A 20,753-nucleotide genomic window follows, 5' to 3' on the forward strand; every position below is an offset into this window, starting at 1 on the left:
CGAACACGAACACCACCGCGAACGGCCACATGAACTTCCAACCACGCCAATCCGCCTTATGCTTATTCACACGCACCACAGCGGAACGCGCAGGCACGGCAGCGCTGACATCAACCGAGGTCATTACCAACCCCTCTCCTTCGAAGGAAATAATCATCAAATGAACATCAAACAGGCCGTGTGACCGGTCACAAAATCAGTTTATCACATTTTGTAACCGGTCACATACTGTTTTCATAACAAAACAGACAAAAAAGTAACAACCGATTCTTACAGCGGCCGGCAGTACCAGTCGTCATGCGGCGTAACGCGCTGGATCTCATCGAATACGTCAACGATCCCGTCACCTCACCATGGGACACCAAACGTGCCGCAGCCGGCCATCCTGAGCCGTTCGGACTGGAATATCTGGGCCTTGGCAATGAGGATGTGGTCAACGCGGCGTTCCATGAACGATTCACGATGATTCACGATGCGGTCAAGCGCGCGTACCCGGACATTGCCATCATCGGTACCGCCGGACCGGTTCCCAATGGCGAGAATTATGAAGCCGTTGGGCATTCGGCGACTGGGGCAATAAGTACTACATTCTGAAGCGCGTGGGCGACGGGCCGCAGGACGAGGCCGCACCGGCGTACGAAGGCGGCGTGGAATCGAATATCGACTACCACGTGACGTTCGAAGTGTCCGGTCAGGGCGGTCGAGTACGAGTCATGCTCAACGGCCGGCCGATTCATGACTATCAGGACAGCAGCGAACAGACTCGCTTCGTGGCCCACGCCGGACGCAATACGAACGGCGAGCTCATCGTTCGCGTCGCGAACGCCACCGATCAGCCGCAACGCATTACGTTGGATTGGGACGAGCCGCCGCTGACCAGCGCAACGCACGGTACGGCCACCGTACTTGCCGCCGATTGGGATACCGGCACGCCCTTTGAGCCCGCTCCCGTACGTCCGCGGTCGGTCACCGTGACGGCGGCCGACTTGTCCTCGTGGCAGGTCGAGCCCTATTCGTTCACCGTCTTCCAGCTGCCGCAGTGACGATCAATTAGGGACGATCGATTGGCGCGCGACAGCCTAATGTAACGATAAATCACCCTGTTCGCTATATTGGTGGGCAGCAAAGGGGTTTCTATGGTCACCATGAAAGATGTCGGACGCGAGGCCGGAGTCTCCGCCATGACCGTTTCCAACGTGTTGCGCGGCAATACGAACGTCACGCCGGAGACGGCCAAACGTGTGCGCGAGGCGGCCGACAAGCTGCATTACCGGCTCAACACCACCAGTCTGTCCGCCCGAAGCCTGCGCGTCTCCACCAGCCGACACGGACGCAACTTCAGCACCATCGGCTTGGCTATTTTCGAGCTTGACCGTCCGTATCCCTCCCAGCTTGCCTCCTTGATTTCGCAAGCTGCGGAAAAGCGCGGATACCAGACCGTGGTGCAGGAGACCCGCATCAACGCGGAGAACGAGCGTTCCATCATCGAACGGGTCTCCAACCAGTTCTGTGACGGTCTGATCTTCAGTTCCAGCCGGCTGTCCGCCGCGGAAATCGAGCAGCTGTCCAATCATCGGCCGACCGTGCTGCTGGACGACGACCGCCCCCAGCAGGATATCGATACGATTCTGACCCCGAGCGAAGCCGGCGCACAGGCCGCCATCGAATATCTCTGGGGCACCGGCAAACGGCATATCGGCATTGTTGGAGGACTTGGCGACAACCTGGTCAATGCAGCCGGTGAAGACAACGACACCAGTGCGACATTCGACATCAACGACACCCGTCACCGTCGTCTGATGGGCTGCTACAACGCTTTTGAAAAGCTTGGCGTGCAGTGGAAGGACGTGCCGATCATCGCTACGCCATGGACTGACACGGACGCCCGTAAGGCCATCGCCGGCAACGCCGACCTGGTGCGCTCCTGCGACGCGCTGTTCTGCATGACCGATACCACCGCGTTCGGCGTGATTCGCGGGCTCAAGGACATCGGATTACGCGTGCCGGACGATATCGCGGTGATGGGCTTCGACGGCATTGAAATGGGGGCCATCATGACGCCTTCTCTGACCACGGTGGCGGTCGATATCCCGATGGTCGCCCAGAAGGCGGTGGACCTGCTGATCGAACGCATCGATGACGAATCGGATCGCGAACGTCAGCGCATCGTGGCCGATTTCCACATCGCCCAGCGCGAATCCGCGTGACAGTCGGCGGTTGATCAACCGCCGACAGCCCGACGACTACCGCCAACGGGTTGCTTGCCCCGTATTCCTGCTCAGCGTACGTTTTTCCAGATGCAGTCGTTTTTAGTCTGGAAGAACGTACGCTGCGACCAATCAAACAGCCAGACTGACGCTCAGGTAACACAAAAGCGGCCCCGCAAGGCCGCTTTCACATATGAGCAGTGTTCGCAGTACCGTTCGATCAGTCGTCGCCGAGAGTCAGGTGTACGCCGCCGACCAAGGAGCTGACCACGTTGTAGATCAGTGCGATGATGGTGGCGAGCAGCGTGAAGATCACCACTTCGACGATTGAGAAGATGGTCACGCCGGAAACCACGGTGGTCAGGGACAGCACGTTCTTCAGGTCGAAGCCGTCGGCGTCAAGACCGGTGGAGGAAACGATCTGCGTAATCTGTCCGAAAACGCCGGCCAGATCGAGCAGCAGCCACACCAGAGCGGCGGCCACCACCTGAATAATCGCGCCGGCGATGGAAAGCATGAACGTCACCTTGGCCACGGACCAGGCATCCACGCGGGTCAGGGACAGGCTCATGCGACGGGCGCGCGGGGCGCTGCGGCGCGGAGCCGGACGCACCGGCGTGGTACCGGACGGCAGTGCGGACTCCTCCGGATCGCTGGACACGGAACGTGCCTTGCGAGGAGCGCGACCGGAGATCGGAGCGGAACCGCTGAGCGGTTCGGCCGACTGGTTCACGTCGTACTCGTTCTGGGGCTGAATCACTGCGGGCTCGTCGTTTTCGAGGTTCTCGCTCATCGTTTCTCCTTACAGGACTCCCTACAGAGGCTGCCTACTGACAGGGTTATGGTAGCCCCACTTCTTAGCGAGGCTACCAGTGTTTCAGGACGCCAATCGTATGGCGTCCGGCTTGTTCACATTCTCACCGGATTGAGGTGGTCGAATCAGTCCTCGGCTGGGGAATCAGCCACAGATTCGTCAGCGGTATCGTCCGCAGACTCGGTGCCCGCAGAGGCAGCGGAAGCGTCGGGAGCCTGGACCTCAGCCGACTGTTCGGCACCCTCGGCACCAGCCGCAACAGCCTCAGTACCGACCTCGGCGTCTTCCTCGTCCTTCTCCTCGTTGCGCGCGATGGACAGGATCTCATCGCCCTTGTCCGGCTTGGCGAAGGTGACACCCTGCGTGGCGCGACCGGTGCGCTTGACCTCGTCCACGTTGGAGCGAATCACCTTGCCGGACTTCATAATCGCCATGACCTGATCATCTTCGGACACCACCAGCGCACCGACCAGCGCACCGCGGCCCTCGACCAGCTGCACGGCCTTGATGCCCAGACCGTTACGGCCCTGCAGACGGTACTCGGAGATGGCCGTACGCTTGGCGAAGCCTTCGTTGGTCACCACGAACAGATCCTTGTCGGAATCGTTGGGCACCACATCCATGGCCAGCAGCTCGTCGCCGTCGCGGAACTTCATGCCCTGCACGCCGGCGGTCTGGCGACCCATCGGGCGCAGCTGCTCGTCGTTGGCCTCGAACTTCAGGCTCATGCCGAGCTTGGAGACCAGAATGATGTCGTCCTCGGCGTTGCACAGTGCGGCACCGATCAGTTCGTCGGCGTTCTCGCCATTCTCGTCGGCCATCAGACGCACGGCGATCAGACCACCCTGACGCGGCGAATCATATTCGGCCAGCGGCGTCTTCTTGACCTTGCCCGAACGTGTGGCGAGCACCAGATACTTGGCCACCTCGTAGTTCGGGATGGACAGCACAGTCTGAATGGCCTCATCCGGCCCGAACTGGAGCAGGTTGGCCACATGCTGGCCCTTGGAGTCACGAGACCCCTCCGGCAGCTCGTAGGCCTTGATGCGGTACACGCGGCCCTTGTTGGTGAAGAACAGCAGCCAGTTGTGCGTGGAGGTCAGGAAGAAGTGGTCCACCACGTCATCCTCGCGCAGCTTGGCACCCTTGATGCCCTTGCCGCCGCGGTGCTGGGCGCGGTATTCGTCGGCCTTGGTGCGCTTGATGAAGCCGGAGTGCGTGACGGTGACCACCACGTTCTCCTCGGCGATCAGGTCCTCGACGTTCATTTCGCCGCTGAAGGGCAGGATGCGCGTGCGGCGTTCGTCGCCGTACTTGGCGACGATCTCGTCGAGCTCATCGCCCACGATCTTGCGCTGGCGTTCCGGCTTGGCGAGGATGTCGATGTAGTCGGCGATGCGACGCTGCAGCTCGTTGTGCTCGTCGATGATCTTCTGGGCCTCCATGTTGGCCAGACGCACCAGCTGCATCGACAGGATGGCGTCCGCCTGCACCTGATCGATGCCCAGGAAGTCCATCAGCTTCGGGCGAGCGTCCTCACGGCCCTGGCTGGAGCGGATGAGGCGAATCACCTCTTCGATGGCGTCCAGCGCCTTGAGCAGACCCTGCAGGATGTGGTCGCGTTCTTCGGCCTCACGCTTCAAGTACGCGGTGCGACGGGCGATCACGTCAAGCTGGTGGCTCACCCAGTGGCGGATGAACGCGTCGAGCGACAGCGTGCGCGGCACACCATCGACCAGCGCCAGCATGTTCGCGCCGAACGTCTGCTGCAGCTGGGAGTGCTTGTACAGGTTGTTCAGCACCACCTTCGGCACGGCGTCGCGCTTCAGCACCAGCACGAGGCGCTGGCCGGTACGGCCGGAGGTTTCGTCGCGCATATCGGCGATGCCTTGGATCTTGCCGTCGCGCACGGCCTCACGGATGGAGACGACCAGTCGGTCCGGGTTGACCTGATACGGCAGCTCGGTGACCACCAGGCACATGCGGCCGTTGATTTCCTCGGTGTTGACCACGGCACGCATGGTGATCAGGCCTCGGCCGGTACGGTAGGCCTGTTCGATGCCCTTGTGGCCCAGAATCGTGGCTCCGGTGGGGAAGTCCGGTCCCTTGATGATGCGGATCAGATTCTCCAGCAGCTCCTCACGGCTGGCGTCCGGATGCTCCAGCGCCCAATGCACGCCTTCGGCCACCTCGCGCATGTTGTGCGGCGGAATGTTGGTGGCCATACCCACGGCGATGCCGGCGGAGCCGTTGACCAGAAGGTTCGGGAAGCGGGCCGGCAGTACGGTCGGCTCCTGCGTCTTGCCGTCGTAGTTCGGCACGAAATCGACGGTGTCCTTGTCGATGTCGCGCACCATTTCCATGGCGAGCGGCGCCATACGGCATTCGGTGTAACGCATGGCGGCTGCCGGGTCGTCGCCGGGAGAGCCGAAGTTACCCTGACCGTCCACCAGCAGGTAGCGCATCGACCAGGACTGGGCCATGCGCACCAGGGTGTCGTAGATGGCGGAGTCGCCGTGCGGGTGGTACTTACCCATCACATCGCCGACCACGCGCGAGCACTTGTTATAGCCGCGATCCGGGCGGTAGCCGCCGTCGTACATCGCGTACACCACACGGCGGTGCACCGGCTTCATACCGTCGCGCACATCCGGCAGGGCGCGCTCGACGATGACGGAAAGCGCGTATGCCAGATAGGATTCACGCATCTCCTGCTGCAGGTCCTTGCGCTGGATGCGTTCGCCGCTTTCCATCAGACCGTAGTCGGTAGTGTCTGCCTCCTGCGGGCTCAACGGCTCCATCGAGCCATCCGGCGTGAACTGCTCGTCGTTCTGATCGTTCTCGTTGTTGTTCGTTTCGTCTGCCACTTCGTTTTCCTTTAGTTATCAGGCGTCAATCCAGCGCACGTTCTTGGCGTTACGTTGGATGAAGAGTCGGCGGGGCTCCACTTCGTCGCCCATCAGCATCGAGAAGGTCTCGTCGGCCGCGGCGGCATCTTCGATATGTACCTGCTTCAAGATGCGGTGTTCGGGGTCCATGGTGGTCTCCCACAGCTCCTGATAGCTCATCTCGCCCAGACCCTTGTAACGCTGGATGCCTTCGCCCTTGGGCAGCTGACGGCCGGAGGCCTTGCCCTCGGCGAGCACACGGTCGCGTTCGGCATCGGTATAGACGAAGTCGTGCGGGCCCTTGGTCCACTTCAGGCGGTACAGCGGCGGCATGGCCACGTACACGTAGCCGGCGGTGATCATCGGACGCATGTAGCGGAAGAACAGGGTCAGGTTCAGGGTGGCGATGTGGGCGCCGTCCACATCGGCATCGGCCATGATGATGACCTTGTGGTAGCGCACCTTGGAGATGTCGAAGTCCTCGCCATAGCCGCCGCCGACCGCGGTGATCAGCGATTCGATAGTGTCGGACTTCATCATGCGGTCCAGGCTGGCGCGCTCGGTGTTCAGAATCTTGCCTCGCAGCGGCAGGATGGCCTGGGTGATCGGGTTGCGGCCCTGAATGGCGGAGCCGCCTGCGGAATCACCCTCCACGATGAACAGCTCGCACTCTTCCGGATTCGAGGACTGGCAGTCCTTGAGCTTGTCCGGCATGCCGGCGGACTCGAAGATGGACTTGCGGCGCGTGTTCTCGCGGGCCTTCTTGGCGGCCAGGCGCGCGCGGGAGGCTTCGATGGCCTTCTGGATGATGTTCTTGGCCTCGGACGGGTGTGCGTCGAACCAATCGCCGAGCTTGTCGGTCATCACGCGCTGCACGAAGGTCTTGGCCTCGGAGTTGCCGAGCTTGGTCTTGGTCTGGCCTTCGAACTGCGGGTTGGTGAGCTTGACGGAGATTACGGCGGTCAGGCCTTCACGCACGTCGTCGCCGGAGAGGTTCTCGTCCTTGTCTTTCAGGATGCTCTTCTCGCGGGCGTACCGGTTGACCAGACTGGTCAGCGCCGCGCGGAAGCCTTCCTCATGGGTGCCGCCTTCGGTGGTGGAGATCGTGTTGGCGAAGGTGTGCACGGCCTCGGAATAGGCGGTGGTCCACTGCATCGCCAGTTCGGCGGAGATGCCGAGCTTCAGATCCTCGGCCTCGAAGCTGATGACTTCATCCTCGACCGGGGTGGCCTTGCGGGTCTTGACCAGATAGTCGACGTAATCCTTGATGCCGTTGGCGTACTGGTAAGTGACGGTCTGGTGGGTCTCGCCGGCGTCCGGCACGTCATCGCCGGTGACCTCGTCGCCGGCCTGATCGTTCTCGCGCAGGTCCGTCAGGCTGATCTTCAGGCCCTTGTTCAGGAAGGCCATCTGCTGGAAGCGGGAACGCAGCGTCTCGAAATCGTAGACGGTGGTTTCAAAGATCTTCGGATCGGCCCAGAAAGTCACCGATGTGCCGGTGGACTCGCCTTCCGCCATCGGCTCGCCCTGCTTCAGGCGAGCGGTGGGGTGCTGGTCGATATACGTCTGGGTCCAGTGGAAGCCCTGGCGACGCACTTCGATATCCACGCGGGTGGAAAGCGCGTTCACCACGGAGATGCCCACGCCGTGCAGACCGCCGGAGACCGCATAGCCACCACCGCCGAACTTGCCGCCGGCGTGCAGCTTGGTCATCACGGTCTCGACGCCGGAGACGCCTTCGCCGGGCACCTCGTCAACCGGAATGCCACGGCCGTCGTCCACCACGCGAATACCGTTGTCCGGCAAGATGGTGACCTCGATATGGCTGGCGTATCCGGCCAGCGCCTCATCCACCGAGTTGTCGACGATCTCGTAGACCAGGTGGTGCAGACCGCGCGGACCGGTGGAACCGATGTACATGCCCGGGCGAATACGTACTGCCTCAAGTCCTTCCAGAACCTTGAGGTCGGACGCCTCGTAATGCTCAGGTGCCATCGACTCGTCGAGCTCGCCCTCGGTGAGCTCCGCACTGTTGATGTGCTCTGCAGCCGCCTTCAGCTGCTCCTCTTTGCTGGTTTCGTCTGCCAACAGGCTTCCTCCCAATGACTACAGGGTCAGCCTCGCCAATGAAGGTCATTCGCAAGGGTATTATGGCTTATGAAGCCCGTAAAGGGCTCTTCCAGCCGTTTGACCATACTGCATGTGATTTTACTCGTCTAACACGACGAGCGCCATAGCGAGGCTTCTACGCGGTTTCTTCAGGTTTTTCGCAGTTTTCGTTGTTGGTATGTTCATCTGCGCGTATTACTGAAGTCGCTTTGCAGCAGCCGCCTTGCTGAAATCACCGAGTCCTGAGCTGAGCATGATGAACTCCGGAAGGCCGGACTCCAGAGGACTTATTTTGGATTCATATGGATTCATATGGATTCATTTCCGTCTGGCCCATTTACGGCTATAGCCTACGGCCGGCCCGGTGACGCGAATCTCGTCGATGGTCAGCCCTTTGAGATTCTTGCGTATGGTATCGGTCAACTGAGGTATCAGATAGGTCAGTTGCGTGGCCCATACCGCCGATTCGGCGCGAATCACCAGTACGCCGCCGCTGAAATCGGCCACCGCTGAATGTGCGGCCACACCCGGGCCGACCACCTGATCCCAATGATTGCGCAGTTGCGCCAGCTTCAGATTCGTGGACCACACGCCGTTGCCGGCGATGGTGGTCATCACGCTGCCCAGTTCGGCTGGGTCGCGTCCGGCCTTGCCGAAATTCTCGATGGCTTCCTCACGTCGACGCCGACGGTCCTTCAGTATCGCCCCGCGGTGGGAGATACGCTCGAATACTTCAGCCGGCAGCTTGGTCTCGTCCAGATGCAGCTGACGGGCGATCGGCGGTTTCACGAGCGCTCCTCAGTCGACTCGGCGGCGATTGACGTCGAGATAGACGCGGACGTCTCTGCCGGCACATCATCGGTCCCGGACTCCCCGGACCGACGTTGCCGAGCGCGAACCACCGCGGCCATCGCCTCGGCAAACGCAGCATCCGCGCCGGCATCAGTCGAAGATGAGGCAGTACCGATGCCCGACGTACCGTCACCGGACGCACCAGCAACGTTCCCGTCACGAACACCGGCCAACGTACTGACGTCAATCACATAAGCCTTCTCGCGGCTCGGCAGTGCCGGCACATCGCCGAGGGAAGCCACCGTAATCAATACCTGATCCTGACGTCCGGCGAACTCAAGAATCTGCGTGCGGCGGTGGTCGTCAAGCTGGGCGAACACATCGTCGAGAATCACGATCGGATTGATGGCCAACGTTTCGCGCACCACACGGAACAGCGCCATTTTCAAGGCCAACGCCATGGTCCACATCTCGCCGTTCGACGCGAATTCGCGGGCGGGACAGCCGGACAGGGTCAGTTCGAGATCGTCGCGCTGCGGACCGATCAGGTTCACGCCGCGGGCCACCTCGCCGGGGTAGATGCGCTGGAAATGCTCACTGATATGCGGGTGCGGATTGTCGCCGTACAGCAGCACCTCATCGAACGAGGGGGCATAGTTGAGGCGGACCGGCTCGCCGCCGCCAGCCAGATCGGCGTATATCGCGCTGAACGGCCCGGCAAGGCGGTTGACCACCCGGTTGCGCATACGGGTCAGGGCCACGCCGGTTTCGATGAACTGACCGGTCCAGATCTCCAAACCGCTGAGCGTTGCATCCATCGGCTGCCCAGTGTTCGCGGCGGCCCCCAGCTGCTTGAGCAGGGCGGCCCGCTGCCGGCCGATGCGGGTGAGCTGCTGCAGCGTGGCCATATAGTCCGGTTCCAGCAGGGCGGCGGCTTGGTTGAGGAACCCGCGGCGGGAAGCCGGGTCGCCCGATACCAGACGCTGATCTTCGGGGGTGAAGGCCACGCTGGGAATTCTTCCGACGATGTCGCGCAGATACACCGAAGCGCCGGAATTGACGCGGGCGCGATTGGCGCCACGCGCGTGGATCGAGGCCTCATAGGTGGTGGCCTGTTCTCTTGTGCGATCGCCGGTGTCGCTGTCCGTGTGACCATCCACGCGGCCATCTGCGAAGCCGTCCGCACGGCCATCCATCACATTCGCGCGAATCGTGGCGGTCGACTCTCCGCGCTCGATCAGCGGCAGCGTGCTGGAAACCCGGTGGCTGGTGCCGGTGGAGAGTACTTCGACGGCTTCCACCAGATTCGTTTTGCCCAGACCGTTGCGGCCGACCAGAATGTTGACGCCTGGTACGAAATCGACCACTACCTGACTCCAGGAGCGGTAGTGGTCGAGCGCTAATCGAGAGATATACATCGTAGCTTTTTCGCGGAAAACCGGGGGTTTTCGGATTGTGGGGAGTAGTGGGGAGGGGTCAGTTGTTGAAGCGCATCGGCACCAGCAGGTAGCGGTAATCCATGGATTCGTCGGAATCGGACTCCTGCTGACCGTTGAACTCGACCGGCTTGACCGGGGTCGTCATCTTGATGCGAATGTACGGCTCGGTCACGGCGGACAGACCTTCCTTGAGGTAGGAGGGGTTGAAGGCGACGGTGATGTCGTCGCCATCCATGTCGATATCCAGCGTTTCGTTGGCCTGGGCCTCATCCACGGAACCTGCGGACAGCGCGAGTTCCTGACCGGAGAAGGTCATGCGAATTGGAGCGTTGCGTTCGGCCACCAATGCCACGCGGCTGATGGCATCGAGCAGATCCTGCTTGTTGACCACGGCCTGAATCGGGTAGTCGTCGGCGAACAGGCGGTCCACCGCCGGGAATTCGCCGTCGATGAGCTGAGAGGTGGAGACGCGGCCGGCGTTTTCGAAGCCCAGCAGCGTCGGGCTGTCGGCATCGAAATCAAGCTGGATGTTCTGATGCTCGTCCAGCGAGCGGGCCACATCCTTGAGCAGGGTGCCGCGCACCAACGTAGTGGTATCAACATTGCTATCAGCCGGGGTCCACGTGTAGGTGGCACGGGCCAGACGGAAGCGATCGGTGGAGGTCATGATGACCTTGTCGCCGCGGAACTGCATACGCACGCCGGTCAACACCGGGCGATTTTCTTCGCGGGAGACGGCGACGGTTGCCTGGCTGACGGCCTGCACGAACGTTTGGGCGTCAACTTGGCCGAGCATGGCCGGGACCACCGGCAGATCCGGGTATTCGGTGTCCGGCATGAGCTGCAGCGTGAACTTCGACTTGCCGGAAGTGATGGTCAGCGTGGAACCGTCGGTGGCCAGCATCGTTTTCTCCGAACGCAGCGACTTGGTGATGTCGGCGAGCAGTTTGCCCAGAACCAGAACGCTGCCGGCTTCGTCCACGCCGGCCTCGATGTGGTGGCGAGCGGAAATTTCGTAATTGAAGGCGGAGAACTGCAGAGTTCCGTCAATGGCTTCAAGCTTGATGCCGGCAAGGATCGGGTTGGAGGGACGTGAGTCGATGACTCGGGAGGTCCAGGCTACGGCATCGGCCAGGGCTGCGGTATCGATTTCGACTTTCATGTGGTATTCGTTCCCTTCATCAGATTGGCTGAGCAACATTCTAGCTGTTGGCCGGTGGGTTCGGTGCCGTCCGGCTTCGCGACGTTACTGTGGCGATGATGACCTTTACGTAAGTTCGTAAGTAATCGTCATAATAAGCGCGGTGGATAGTGTGGATAAGTGGGGAAAGCCCTACTGCGACAATGCGAGAGACGTAGTGAGCTGTTGTGGATAACTTCTGAATATTCGGTGGACAAGTCGCCGAGTTATCCACCGCCTCGAAGCCGGTTTTGAGTTTTCCACGTCGAATGTGCATTTATGCACGAGTTATCCACAGAAAAACAGTGGGTCATCCACGACTTATCCGCAGGGTTTACCCACATTTGTGAATAACCATGTGGATAACTTTTCCCCTTTCTTATGCGCTGGCCGGCGTGTTGCGGACGGTTTCCGGCTGGGAAAATCGGTTTCACAGACCGTTTTCGGCACTTTTCTTCGGGCGGCGGGCAAAACATCGAAAAACGTTCTGTCAAATCGATTCTGTTGGATTGGGGTGCCGGGAGGGCTGTTCGGCGGGCTGTTCGGCGGGCTGTTCGGCGTTTGCCGGGTGAGCGTCAGGCGAGTGCCGAGCACCAGTCGGGTGGACGGCAGGCAAGTGAGTGTCAGGGCGGGTGCCGAGCGAACATCGGGCGAGAGGCGACGGGATGTTGGCGGGAGGAAAGGAAAGACAACAGCGTTTCTGCGGTAGGCGTTCCCGGCGGTAGGTTTCGGGCGTATCCAGCAGAATCGATCTGAGCAAACAAAAACGGCACTTTTCCGTGAGCAGTGCGGAAAAGTGCCGAAAACGGTCTGTCAGATCGATTGAGCGAGACGGGTCAGTCGTTGGAATTCTGCTTCAAACGGACGGTCAATTCCATCACGTAGTTGTAGATCTCCTGTTTTTGCTGCATTTCGTCGCTGACGCGGGTATACGCATGCATCACCGTGGTGTGATCGCGGCCTCCGAACACCTCACCGATGTCCAACAGGCTCATACTGGTCATTTCGCGGGCCAGATACATGGCGATCTGCCGGGCCAATGCCACATTTTTCGTGCGCGAACGGCCAACCAAGTCGTCAAAAGTCAGATGGAAGTACTTCGCCACCTGTCCGATGATGTCCGTGGGCTTGATTTCCACATCTGTGGTGAAGAAATCCTGTAGCGTCTGCTCGGCCAACGCGCGAGTCACCGGCTGATTGCTCAGCGAGGCGACCGCCGTCACGCGGGTCAACGCGCCTTCCAGCTCACGAATGTTCTCGGTGAAGCGTTCGGCGATCAGATCGAGCACGTCATTGGGAATCTTGGAGCCGTTCATCGACGCGATCATGCGCAGAATGGCGATACGAGTCTCCAGATCCGGCGGCTTGACGTCTACGGTAAGGCCCGATTCAAAGCGCGAAATCAGTCGAGCTTCAAAGCCCTTGAGATTCTTCGGTGCCACATCGGAGGCGATGACGATACGCTTATTCGCCTGGTGCAACGAATTGAACGTATGGAAGAACTGATCCAGCGTTGCTTCCTTGCCGCCAAGGAACTGAATATCGTCGATCAACAGCACATCCACCTGACGGTAGCGTCGGTTGAACTCGGCGATTTGGCCCTGACTCTGGTTCGGATTCTGCAGCGCGTCGATGAATTCGTTCGTGAATTCCTCGCTGGTGACGTAACGCACCTTCAGACTGGGGTCCTTGACCAACGCATAGTTGCCGATGGCATTGAGCAGATGGGTTTTACCCAAACCCGATCCGCCGTAAATACACAACGGGTTGAAATCCTGACCCGATCCTTCGGCCACGGCCAAAGCCACGGTTCGGGCGAAACGGTTGGAATCGCCCGGCACAAAGGAATCAAAAGTGAAGTTCTTATTGAGATGAGTCTCCGGATCGCGATTCATCTTCTGCCCACCGACCGGGAACTGTGGTTCCTTGGGCGGTGCCGGCGCGGCCGGTCGTGGCTCGGGCTTCGGTGCCTGAGCATGACGGTTGGCGCGGGAATCCTTCGCGAATTCGGTAACAGTAGGGGAGGCAGCCGGAGTATACGATTTCGCGGCATGACGCGGTTTCGGTTCCGGCTGAGTCTGCGGTTTCGTCTCGGTGCGGGGCACGACCTTGAACGCGGGGAACATCGAAGTGCCGGTTACGGTATGCAACGCGTGCAGCAACGGTTCGTTGAGATCGCCCTGAATGGCCTGCAGCGTGTCATTGTTATCCACGCACAATACGATGGTCGAGCCGAAAGCCCCTTCCGGGACCACGCCTTCAAGCCAACCTTTTTCACGGGGGGTCAGCGAGGCGCTATGCTTAAGCATGGTCAGCGTATCCGCCCAGATGTGGGCGGCCTCGATTGCGGGGTCGCCGGAAACATTAACCATGTCGGCCCCTTGTCTCGTTCGCGCGTATAGATGCAATAGGTAATGTTTACTCCGAATTATGGAAGTTATCCACCGTGTCGCGTGTTGGAATTGCTGGAATGTGAATAACATACGTGTAGTTTGTGGATAACTTTTACCGCCAAATGGTTGATATTCCGCCGTTTACCGGGGAATCGGGCGCGACGCGCCGAAAGTCCGAAATGTGAAAACTCCTGCCCTGTTTTGACTTGAGGGCATGGGTGAGAGTACTTTGGTATAGCTTGACTCACGTGAGGGCAGCGTCAGCGTTGCCAAATAGACCTAGGAGCAATTGATATGAAGAGGACGTTCCAGCCGAACAACCGTCGTCGTCACATGAAGCACGGCTTCCGTCTGCGCATGCGCACCCGTTCCGGCCGCGCGGTGATCAACCGTCGTCGTGCCAAGGGCCGCAAGAGCCTGTCCGCCTGATCCCAGCGATCATTACCACAGCGGCATAGTCGAGGTGGAACGGCTGAAAAGCCATCGTGATTTTGTCGGCGTACTCAAATGTCGTCGCAAAATCGGTGGCAAGGACATCGTCGTGCATTATCTGGTGCTCGACGACCAGCATGACGACCAGGCGAATCATCGTCGCCTGGGTTTGGCCGTATCCAAATCCGTAGGCAAGGCGGTTACCCGTAATACGGTAAAGCGCAGGTTCCGAATCCTGGCCAGGATGCATGAGCACCAACTCCCGGAGCATTGCGATATTGTGTTGCGCGCCAAGCCAAGTGCGGCTTCAGCCTCGTTCGATTCTTTGGATCAGCAGATTGCAAAGTGCTTTGCCGCGGTGTCGCATAAGGCGAAGTGACATGTCTACTTCCATCAAGGCGGTGATGATTCGCGGTGTGCGCTGGTACCAGCGTCACATTTCCGCGAATACACCGCCTTGTTGCAAGTATTATCCGTCATGCTCAAATTACGCCATTGAAGCGTTCGAACGGTACGGTGCCTTCAAAGGGGGAGTGCTCGCCGTATTACGATTGCTTCGCTGCCGGCCGTGGAGTCGCGGGGGAATAGACGACGTGCCGCAGCGATATTCAGTTTTTTACAGATTTTCCTGGTCGAAGGCTCATGAGGAGCCTCGACTGACACCATTGGCCAATATCCAAGGAGAGGCCCATCGATGACTAATCCCAACCAATTCTTTCTCGATAGCGGGTTCTGGGGATTCTTCTATAAGCTCCTGACCCCTGTCGAGTGGCTCCAGACCTGGATTCTGAAGCTGGTGCATGACTTCATGGTCATGCTCGGCATGAATGATATCGGCGTCTCTTGGGTTATCGCCATTATCTGCCTGGTGCTGGTGGTGCAGATCTGCATCTTCCCGCTGTTCTATAAGCAGATGAAGTCGATGCGTAAGATGCAGGCTTTGGCGCCGAAGATGCAGCGCATCCAGAACAAGTACAAGGGCAAGACGGATCAGGCTTCGAAGGAAGCGCTGAGCCGTGAAATGATGAAGCTCTATCAGGACAATGACGCCAATCCGGCCGGTTCCTGCTTGCCGTTGCTGATTCAGAGCCCGGTGTTCATGTCCATGTTCTACACGCTGTCGGCCATTCCATACATTGCCAACGGCGTACGTGGACCGCTCGGTGCGTTCGATAAGGCCACCGCACAGCAGTTCACCGAAACCGACGTGTTCGGCATCGTGTCCGTGACCGACAATCTCACTTCTGCCAGCATGGGCGGCAAGATCGTGATCGGCACCTTCGTGTTCCTCATGTGCTTCTGCCTGTGGTTCACCACTTACTTCAGCATGAAGCGCAACACGCCTGCCGCTTCGATGAACAAGCAGCAGGAAAGCATGCAGAAGATGATGCTGTGGCTGTTCCCGGTGATGTACATTTTCTCGGGTGTCACCATGCCGTTCGCTGTGCTGGTGTACTGGCTGACCAACAACGTGTGCAACTTGCTGCGTACGATCTGGCAGGTTACGAACTTCCCGACCCCGGGTTCGCCGGCAGCTGCCGATAAGGAAAAGCGCGACCATCGTATTGAAAATGCCCGTCGCGAGAAGGCCGGTCTTCCTTCTCTGGAAGAGGAGGCTCTGGTGAAGGCCAAGGAGGAGGCTGAGCGCAAGGCTACGCAAGGTTTCCAAAGGCAGCAACCGCAGCGTAAGCGGAAGAAGAAATAGTGCATGATTGCATCTCGGCACGTGTGTGATGATGTTTCACGTGAAACACCGCACACGTGCCGATGTGTTTTTTCGTGTTCTTCCCTATGTTGGGGGCGTAGGGATTTAGACTTGGAATCAACGCCGACATGAAGGAGTAACGCATGGCACAGGACGACGTCAAGACGATCGATCAGCTCAACGAAGAGGCTGACATCGCGGCTGACTACCTTGAGGGCTTGTTGGATATCGCCGATTATGAAGGTGATATCGAAATGGGTGTGCGTAACGATCGACCGACGGTGCAGATTGTGGCCGACGACGACACCGATATCAAACATCTGATTGGACGCAACGGCGAAGTGGTTGATGCATTGCAGCAGTTGACCCGTCTCGCCGTGCAGCAGAAAACCGGCGAGCGTTCGCATCTGATCGTCGATGTGGATGGCTTCCTGAAACGCAAGCGTCAGTACCTGCGCGACTTGGCTCTTGACGCCATCGATGCAGTGAAGGATACCGGAGAACCGGTGGATCTCAAGCCGATGAACTCCTTCGAGCGCAAGGTAGTGCATGATGTGGTCCGCGAGGAGGGACTGAAGTCTCGCTCCCATGGTGAGGAACCGCATCGCTATGTGACGGTATATCTGAAGAACAAGTCCGAGGATCTTGTTGACGACGATGACCTTGATCAGGAGTGATTCGCTGTAGTCGGTAGTCCGTGACAGTGAAACAACGCATGGCGTCGTGATAAGCGACGCCATTTCTGTGTCGGGACATTGGTTGGACATTGCTGAGTTTCACGTGAAACATCACGATTGTGACGGTGATTCTGAGTACAACGAACCTGATGAGTCTGATGCAGGTACGATCACAGGGCACTGAACTGTGAAGGAAGGAAACAAGTCATGACAGACGTGCTGGATCATTCGCCGGTTTTGGCGGAAGTGCTGGGCGACGCGTTGCCGGTGCTGGAACGTTTCCATGCCAAGCTTGCGGAAGAGGGGGAGCCTCGCGGTTTGATCGGTCCTCGTGATGTCGATATCATCTGGGAGCGTCATATTCTGAATTCAGCCGCTGTGGTGCCTTTCATTCAGTCCGCGACGCGTGATGCCAAATTCAAAACCGTAGCCGACGTTGGTAGCGGTGGCGGTTTTCCGGGTTTGGTGGCTGCGGCCTGTCTGCCGGATCATCAGTTCACGCTGATTGAACCGATGGAACGTCGTGTGGAATGGCTGCAGGAATGCGCCGATCTGATGGAACTGGACAATGTCACTATCGAACGTAATCGTTCTGATGCGGTGATTGCTCAAGTTCGCAAGCTCGCCGTTCATCCCTTTGCGGTGGTGACCTGTCGTGCTGTTGCACCAATGACCAAGTTGGCTGGCTGGACCTTGCCGTTGCTCAAGCCAGCTGGACGGCTTGTCGCGCTGAAGGGTCGGTCGGCTCAGGCTGAGCTGGTGAAGGCCGAAAAGGAGATCACGCGCTTCGGCGGTCGACGTCCGCGGGTCGTGGAGGCGGCAGTAGGACCCGATCTGGAGCCCACGCATGTAGTGTTGATCGACAAGCGTTAAACAGACACTATATGTGGGGTTAATAGTGGTCTCGAAGCACTAGTTATCCACATTTCCGAGTGCACAGAAAAGTTATCCACAATTTTTCCGAAAGATGTGCACAACAGAGCAAAAGATTGATATTTCAACGATTATCGTCGATAGAAAACGCGATAATCAGACATGATCGGGGGCACTTATCCACGGTTATCCACAACATATGATGAAAATGTGGATAACTTTGGAATGTGTGTGAGATCATGTCCACACGAATGAGAACACTGGAACATACGTCTGTGCAAGGAGGAACGATGGCCACCATGGATCATCAGTCGGAGCCAATAGAATCGGCTTCCGAAACATTGCATCGCATATTTGATGGTCATGGTTCAGGACTGGGCAATCAAATGGCCGATGAGAGCTCGCGGTATAGCGCGTTGCAGGAGGCTGTTTTCCCCAAGCCGCAGCGGACTCGTCGTATTGCCGTGGCCAACCAGAAGGGTGGTGTGGGCAAGACCACGTCCACTGTGAATATGGCCGCCGCTATGGCGAACAAGGGTTCACAGGTACTGGTCATCGATATGGATCCGCAGGGCAATGCATCCACCGCACTAGGAGTGCCGCACGCCTCAGGTGATCCGTCCGTTTATGACGTCATTGAAGGCCGTGCCGGACTGGGGGATGTGCTGTCGGTCTGCCCGGATTTCCCGACGCTGGATGTGGTGCCGGCTTCTATCGATTTGAGCGGTGCCGAACTGGAAGTGGCAGATCTGCCGAACCGTAACACCCTGCTGAAAGATGCGCTTGACCTGTACTTGCGTCAATCGGACAAGCACTATGATTACGTGTTCATCGACTGCCCGCCGAGCTTGGGTCTACTGGTGATCAACGCTATGTGCGCCGTGACGGAAATGTTGATTCCGATTCAGGCCGAATATTATGCGCTGGAAGGTTTGGGCCAGCTCATCAACACCATCGGCTTGGTGCAGGAGCATTTCAACCCGGTGCTGCTGGTCTCCACCATGCTGGTGACGATGTTTGACCGCCGTACGCTGCTGAGTCGTGAAGTCTACAATGAAGTGAAGGGACATTATCCCAGCATTGTGCTGGATACAACCATCCCACGTTCGGTGAAGATCTCCGAGGCGCCGAGCTTCTCCCAGTCGGTTATCGCCTATGATCCGCGTGGCATTGGAGCCATCTCCTATGGTGAGGCCGCATTGGAAATCGCAAAACGTTCGCAACAGGTACTCGACGCTATTGAGGCGAGGAGGAACAAGTAATGGCATCGAAATCACGACTTGGCAAAGGCCTTGGCGCATTGTTCCCCACACTTCCAGGGGAGGAGAGCGTCAAATCCTCACAGCTTGAGCTGTTACCTGATGCCGAGAAGACCGAGCCTGCGGCTTCTGCGCCTGTGAAGTCGGCGCCGAAAACTGCCGATAAGTCCGATAAGAAGTCCGCGGCAAAACGAGCCGCGATGCCGAGCGTCGGTTCCATCGCTCACCCCAGCGATCTGTTCTTCGGTGGTGACGTTACTTCCTCCTCCACTCAGCCCGCTTCAACTTCGCCGTCATCTGCTATTTTGGCGGATGCCGTCTCCCCGAAGACCAATAAGGAAGCGGTTTCGCCTCAGCGTGATCGTTCCAATGTTTCACGTGAAACACCGAACGTTGCCTCGGAGGCGGCTTCCAAAACTGTCGAGACGAAGGATAAGGGCACTAAGGCCAAGAACGATAAGGACAAGGATAAGGATGCGCAGCCGGAACTGAAGCCGGTGGAAGGCGGATATCTTGCCGAGCTTAAGCTCGCGGAGATTGGCCCGAATGCCCATCAGCCGCGTACGATCTTCGATGAAGACGAGCTGAACGAACTGTCCGCTTCCATCAAGGAAGTGGGTGTACTGCAGCCGATTGTAGTGCGTCGCCGTCCTGCGGATCAGATTGCTGCAGCGAAGAAGTCGGGGGAGACCGAGGAATCCAGCGCCAATCCGTTCGCCGGGCGTATGGACAGCCCGTATGAGCTGATTATGGGCGAACGTCGTTGGCGTGCGTCGCAGCTGGCTGGACTGGAAACCATCCCAGCTATCGTCAAGACCACGGCTGACGACGACATGCTTCGCGATGCGTTGCTGGAGAACCTGCATCGCGTAGCGTTGAATCCTCTCGAAGAAGCCGCGGCATACCAGCAGATGATCGAGGAATTCGGCCTGACTCAGGCTCAGCTGTCCAAGTCGGTGTCCAAATCGCGCCCGCAGATTGCCAACACGCTGCGATTGCTCAACCTTCCGGCGGCGGTGCAGAAGAAGGTGGCCGCTGGCGTACTGTCATCCGGACATGCGCGTGCGCTGCTCGGCCTGAGCGATCCAGAGGAGATGGACAAACTCGCCTCTCGCATTATTGCGGAGGGCCTGTCGGTGCGTAGCACCGAGGAAATTGTTTCGATGAAAATCGCCTCGGGAGAGCAGCCCAAGAAGCCGAAGACATCGAAGACCAATCCGTGGGTGGGTTCGGCTATTCAGCAGAGCCTGGAGAATCATTTCGATACGAAGGTGTCTATCAAGGGCACCAAGAAGCACGGTCGCATCGAAATCGTATTCTCCTCTCCGGAAGATATGGATCGTATTCTGCAGCTGCTGGTTCCCTCGCAGAACGACGAGGCTGGTAAGGATAGTCACTGGGTGTGATATCGAATTTCGGATTGATTGTGGTGGGGCTTTGCTGTGCCGCAATCAATCCGATTTTTTGCCTCAAGGGGCGAGGAATGGCGGAAAATGGGCCGTGTCGGTAAAATTTTACCGTCTCTGTGAGCCATGGTTACCATAATCCTGTAGTCGAACAAACGTTCTAGCGCAGGAGGGTGTCATGGGTATGAAAAGGGTCTTTCGTAAGTGCAAGCATTCCACGCTGGTGAATACGTCGGGCCCATATGCGGTGGTTGCGGCTCGTATCCGTGCTGCGGAGACAAGTCGGTGTCCTGAGTGTGAGGCGGCGCGTGCATTGGGGCATGAGTCATGCTTTGTGCCGCTATGGGGTGATGAAAAGCATGCTATCGAAGCCGACCACATTCGCCGACGGGTACTGCAACAGGCATGTGTATTGGTGAAGTGTGCGCCGGAAGATGAGCTTCCGCTTTACGATCGTCTGATTCGTAAGATCCGTACGCTGAGTGATGCGGAGTGGTGGCTTGATCATAGGGACGATGCGCTGGTCTATTTGGCGCATACCATTCAGCCGGGTTTGTATTAATGGTTGATTGAGTTAGC

General features: G+C 58.6%; 18 protein-coding genes and 2 pseudogenes. 12 read left to right on the forward strand and 8 right to left on the reverse strand.

Annotation, left to right across the window (positions count from 1 at the left end; genetic code table 11):
• Positions 1-124: pseudogene (locus CUU80_RS09965) on the reverse strand (carbohydrate ABC transporter permease); the annotation flags it as partial.
• Positions 125-297: 173 nt separating this feature from the next.
• Here CUU80_RS09965 and CUU80_RS09970 point away from each other — a divergent pair.
• The 3 genes from CUU80_RS09970 (at position 298) to CUU80_RS09980 (ending at position 2,207) form a co-directional block, all read left to right on the forward strand.
• Positions 298-594 (forward strand): alpha-L-arabinofuranosidase family protein, encoded by a 297-nt coding sequence (locus CUU80_RS09970; protein ID WP_100497188.1) that lies wholly within the window; start codon positions 298-300, stop codon positions 592-594.
• Between the two features lie 5 nt (positions 595-599).
• Entirely contained in the window at positions 600-1,043 is a 444-nt protein-coding gene (locus CUU80_RS09975) for a hypothetical protein (RefSeq protein ID WP_100497189.1), read from the forward strand.
• Positions 1,044-1,136: 93 nt separating this feature from the next.
• Positions 1,137-2,207, forward strand: coding sequence for a LacI family DNA-binding transcriptional regulator (locus CUU80_RS09980; RefSeq protein ID WP_100497190.1), 1,071 nt, complete (start codon positions 1,137-1,139; stop codon positions 2,205-2,207).
• Positions 2,208-2,427: 220 nt separating this feature from the next.
• Here the strand turns inward: CUU80_RS09980 and CUU80_RS09985 are convergent, their stop codons facing one another.
• The 7 genes and pseudogenes from CUU80_RS09985 to dnaA all read right to left on the reverse strand — a co-directional run bounded on the left by CUU80_RS09985 (position 2,428) and on the right by dnaA (position 13,801).
• The gene (locus CUU80_RS09985) at positions 2,428-3,000 is read right to left on the reverse strand and encodes a DUF3566 domain-containing protein (RefSeq protein WP_100497191.1); all 573 of its coding nucleotides are present in this window, start codon (positions 2,998-3,000) and stop codon (positions 2,428-2,430) included.
• Positions 3,001-3,146: 146 nt separating this feature from the next.
• On the reverse strand, positions 3,147-5,888 hold the full coding sequence (gene gyrA / locus CUU80_RS09990) for a DNA gyrase subunit A (RefSeq protein WP_243388727.1): 2,742 nt from the start codon (positions 5,886-5,888) through the stop codon (positions 3,147-3,149).
• 18 nt (positions 5,889-5,906) lie between these two features.
• Positions 5,907-7,997 carry a DNA topoisomerase (ATP-hydrolyzing) subunit B gene (gene gyrB, locus CUU80_RS09995; RefSeq protein WP_100497192.1) on the reverse strand — a complete coding sequence of 697 codons (2,091 nt, stop codon included), beginning with the start codon at positions 7,995-7,997 and terminating at the stop codon, positions 5,907-5,909.
• 339 nt (positions 7,998-8,336) lie between these two features.
• On the reverse strand, positions 8,337-8,807 hold the full coding sequence (locus tag CUU80_RS10000; RefSeq protein ID WP_100497193.1) for a DciA family protein: 471 nt from the start codon (positions 8,805-8,807) through the stop codon (positions 8,337-8,339).
• 233 nt (positions 8,808-9,040) lie between these two features.
• Positions 9,041-10,228 (reverse strand): annotated as a pseudogene (gene recF, locus CUU80_RS10005) (DNA replication/repair protein RecF); the annotation flags it as partial.
• Positions 10,229-10,286: 58 nt separating this feature from the next.
• A complete protein-coding gene (dnaN, locus tag CUU80_RS10010) occupies positions 10,287-11,411 on the reverse strand; it encodes a DNA polymerase III subunit beta (protein ID WP_100497195.1) in 1,125 nt (374 codons plus the stop codon).
• Between the two features lie 854 nt (positions 11,412-12,265).
• Complete coding sequence (gene dnaA, locus CUU80_RS10020) at positions 12,266-13,801, reverse strand: chromosomal replication initiator protein DnaA (protein WP_100497196.1); 1,536 nt, start codon at positions 13,799-13,801, stop codon at positions 12,266-12,268.
• Positions 13,802-14,116: 315 nt separating this feature from the next.
• Between dnaA and rpmH the strand changes: the two genes are divergently transcribed.
• The 9 genes from rpmH (at position 14,117) to CUU80_RS10065 (ending at position 20,736) form a co-directional block, all read left to right on the forward strand.
• Positions 14,117-14,251, forward strand: a complete 135-nt coding sequence (gene rpmH, locus CUU80_RS10025) for a 50S ribosomal protein L34 (RefSeq protein WP_007054596.1) — start codon at positions 14,117-14,119, stop codon at positions 14,249-14,251.
• Between the two features lie 34 nt (positions 14,252-14,285).
• Positions 14,286-14,633, forward strand: coding sequence for a ribonuclease P protein component (rnpA, locus tag CUU80_RS10030; protein ID WP_100497197.1), 348 nt, complete (start codon positions 14,286-14,288; stop codon positions 14,631-14,633).
• 1 nt (position 14,634) lies between these two features.
• Positions 14,635-14,952 carry a membrane protein insertion efficiency factor YidD gene (yidD, locus tag CUU80_RS10035; RefSeq protein WP_100497198.1) on the forward strand — a complete coding sequence of 106 codons (318 nt, stop codon included), beginning with the start codon at positions 14,635-14,637 and terminating at the stop codon, positions 14,950-14,952.
• Positions 14,949-15,959 carry a membrane protein insertase YidC gene (yidC, locus tag CUU80_RS10040; protein ID WP_100497199.1) on the forward strand — a complete coding sequence of 337 codons (1,011 nt, stop codon included), beginning with the start codon at positions 14,949-14,951 and terminating at the stop codon, positions 15,957-15,959. Before yidD ends, yidC begins: the two co-directional genes overlap by 4 nt.
• Before the next feature lie 143 nt (positions 15,960-16,102).
• The gene (locus CUU80_RS10045; RefSeq protein WP_100497200.1) at positions 16,103-16,636 is read left to right on the forward strand and encodes a Jag family protein; all 534 of its coding nucleotides are present in this window, start codon (positions 16,103-16,105) and stop codon (positions 16,634-16,636) included.
• 207 nt (positions 16,637-16,843) lie between these two features.
• Entirely contained in the window at positions 16,844-17,509 is a 666-nt protein-coding gene (rsmG, locus tag CUU80_RS10050) for a 16S rRNA (guanine(527)-N(7))-methyltransferase RsmG (protein WP_100497201.1), read from the forward strand.
• A gap of 290 nt (positions 17,510-17,799) precedes the next feature.
• Entirely contained in the window at positions 17,800-18,771 is a 972-nt protein-coding gene (locus CUU80_RS10055) for a ParA family protein (RefSeq protein WP_165775929.1), read from the forward strand.
• Positions 18,771-20,174 (forward strand): ParB/RepB/Spo0J family partition protein, encoded by a 1,404-nt coding sequence (locus CUU80_RS10060; protein WP_100497203.1) that lies wholly within the window; start codon positions 18,771-18,773, stop codon positions 20,172-20,174. Before CUU80_RS10055 ends, CUU80_RS10060 begins: the two co-directional genes overlap by 1 nt.
• Positions 20,175-20,352: 178 nt before the next feature.
• The gene (locus CUU80_RS10065) at positions 20,353-20,736 is read left to right on the forward strand and encodes a hypothetical protein (RefSeq protein WP_100497204.1); all 384 of its coding nucleotides are present in this window, start codon (positions 20,353-20,355) and stop codon (positions 20,734-20,736) included.
• The last annotated feature ends 17 nt before the right edge of the window (positions 20,737-20,753 follow it).

Origin of the sequence: Bifidobacterium scaligerum (assembly GCF_002802865.1) — a bacterium.
GTDB classification, from domain to species: Bacteria; Actinomycetota; Actinomycetes; order Actinomycetales; family Bifidobacteriaceae; genus Bifidobacterium; species Bifidobacterium scaligerum.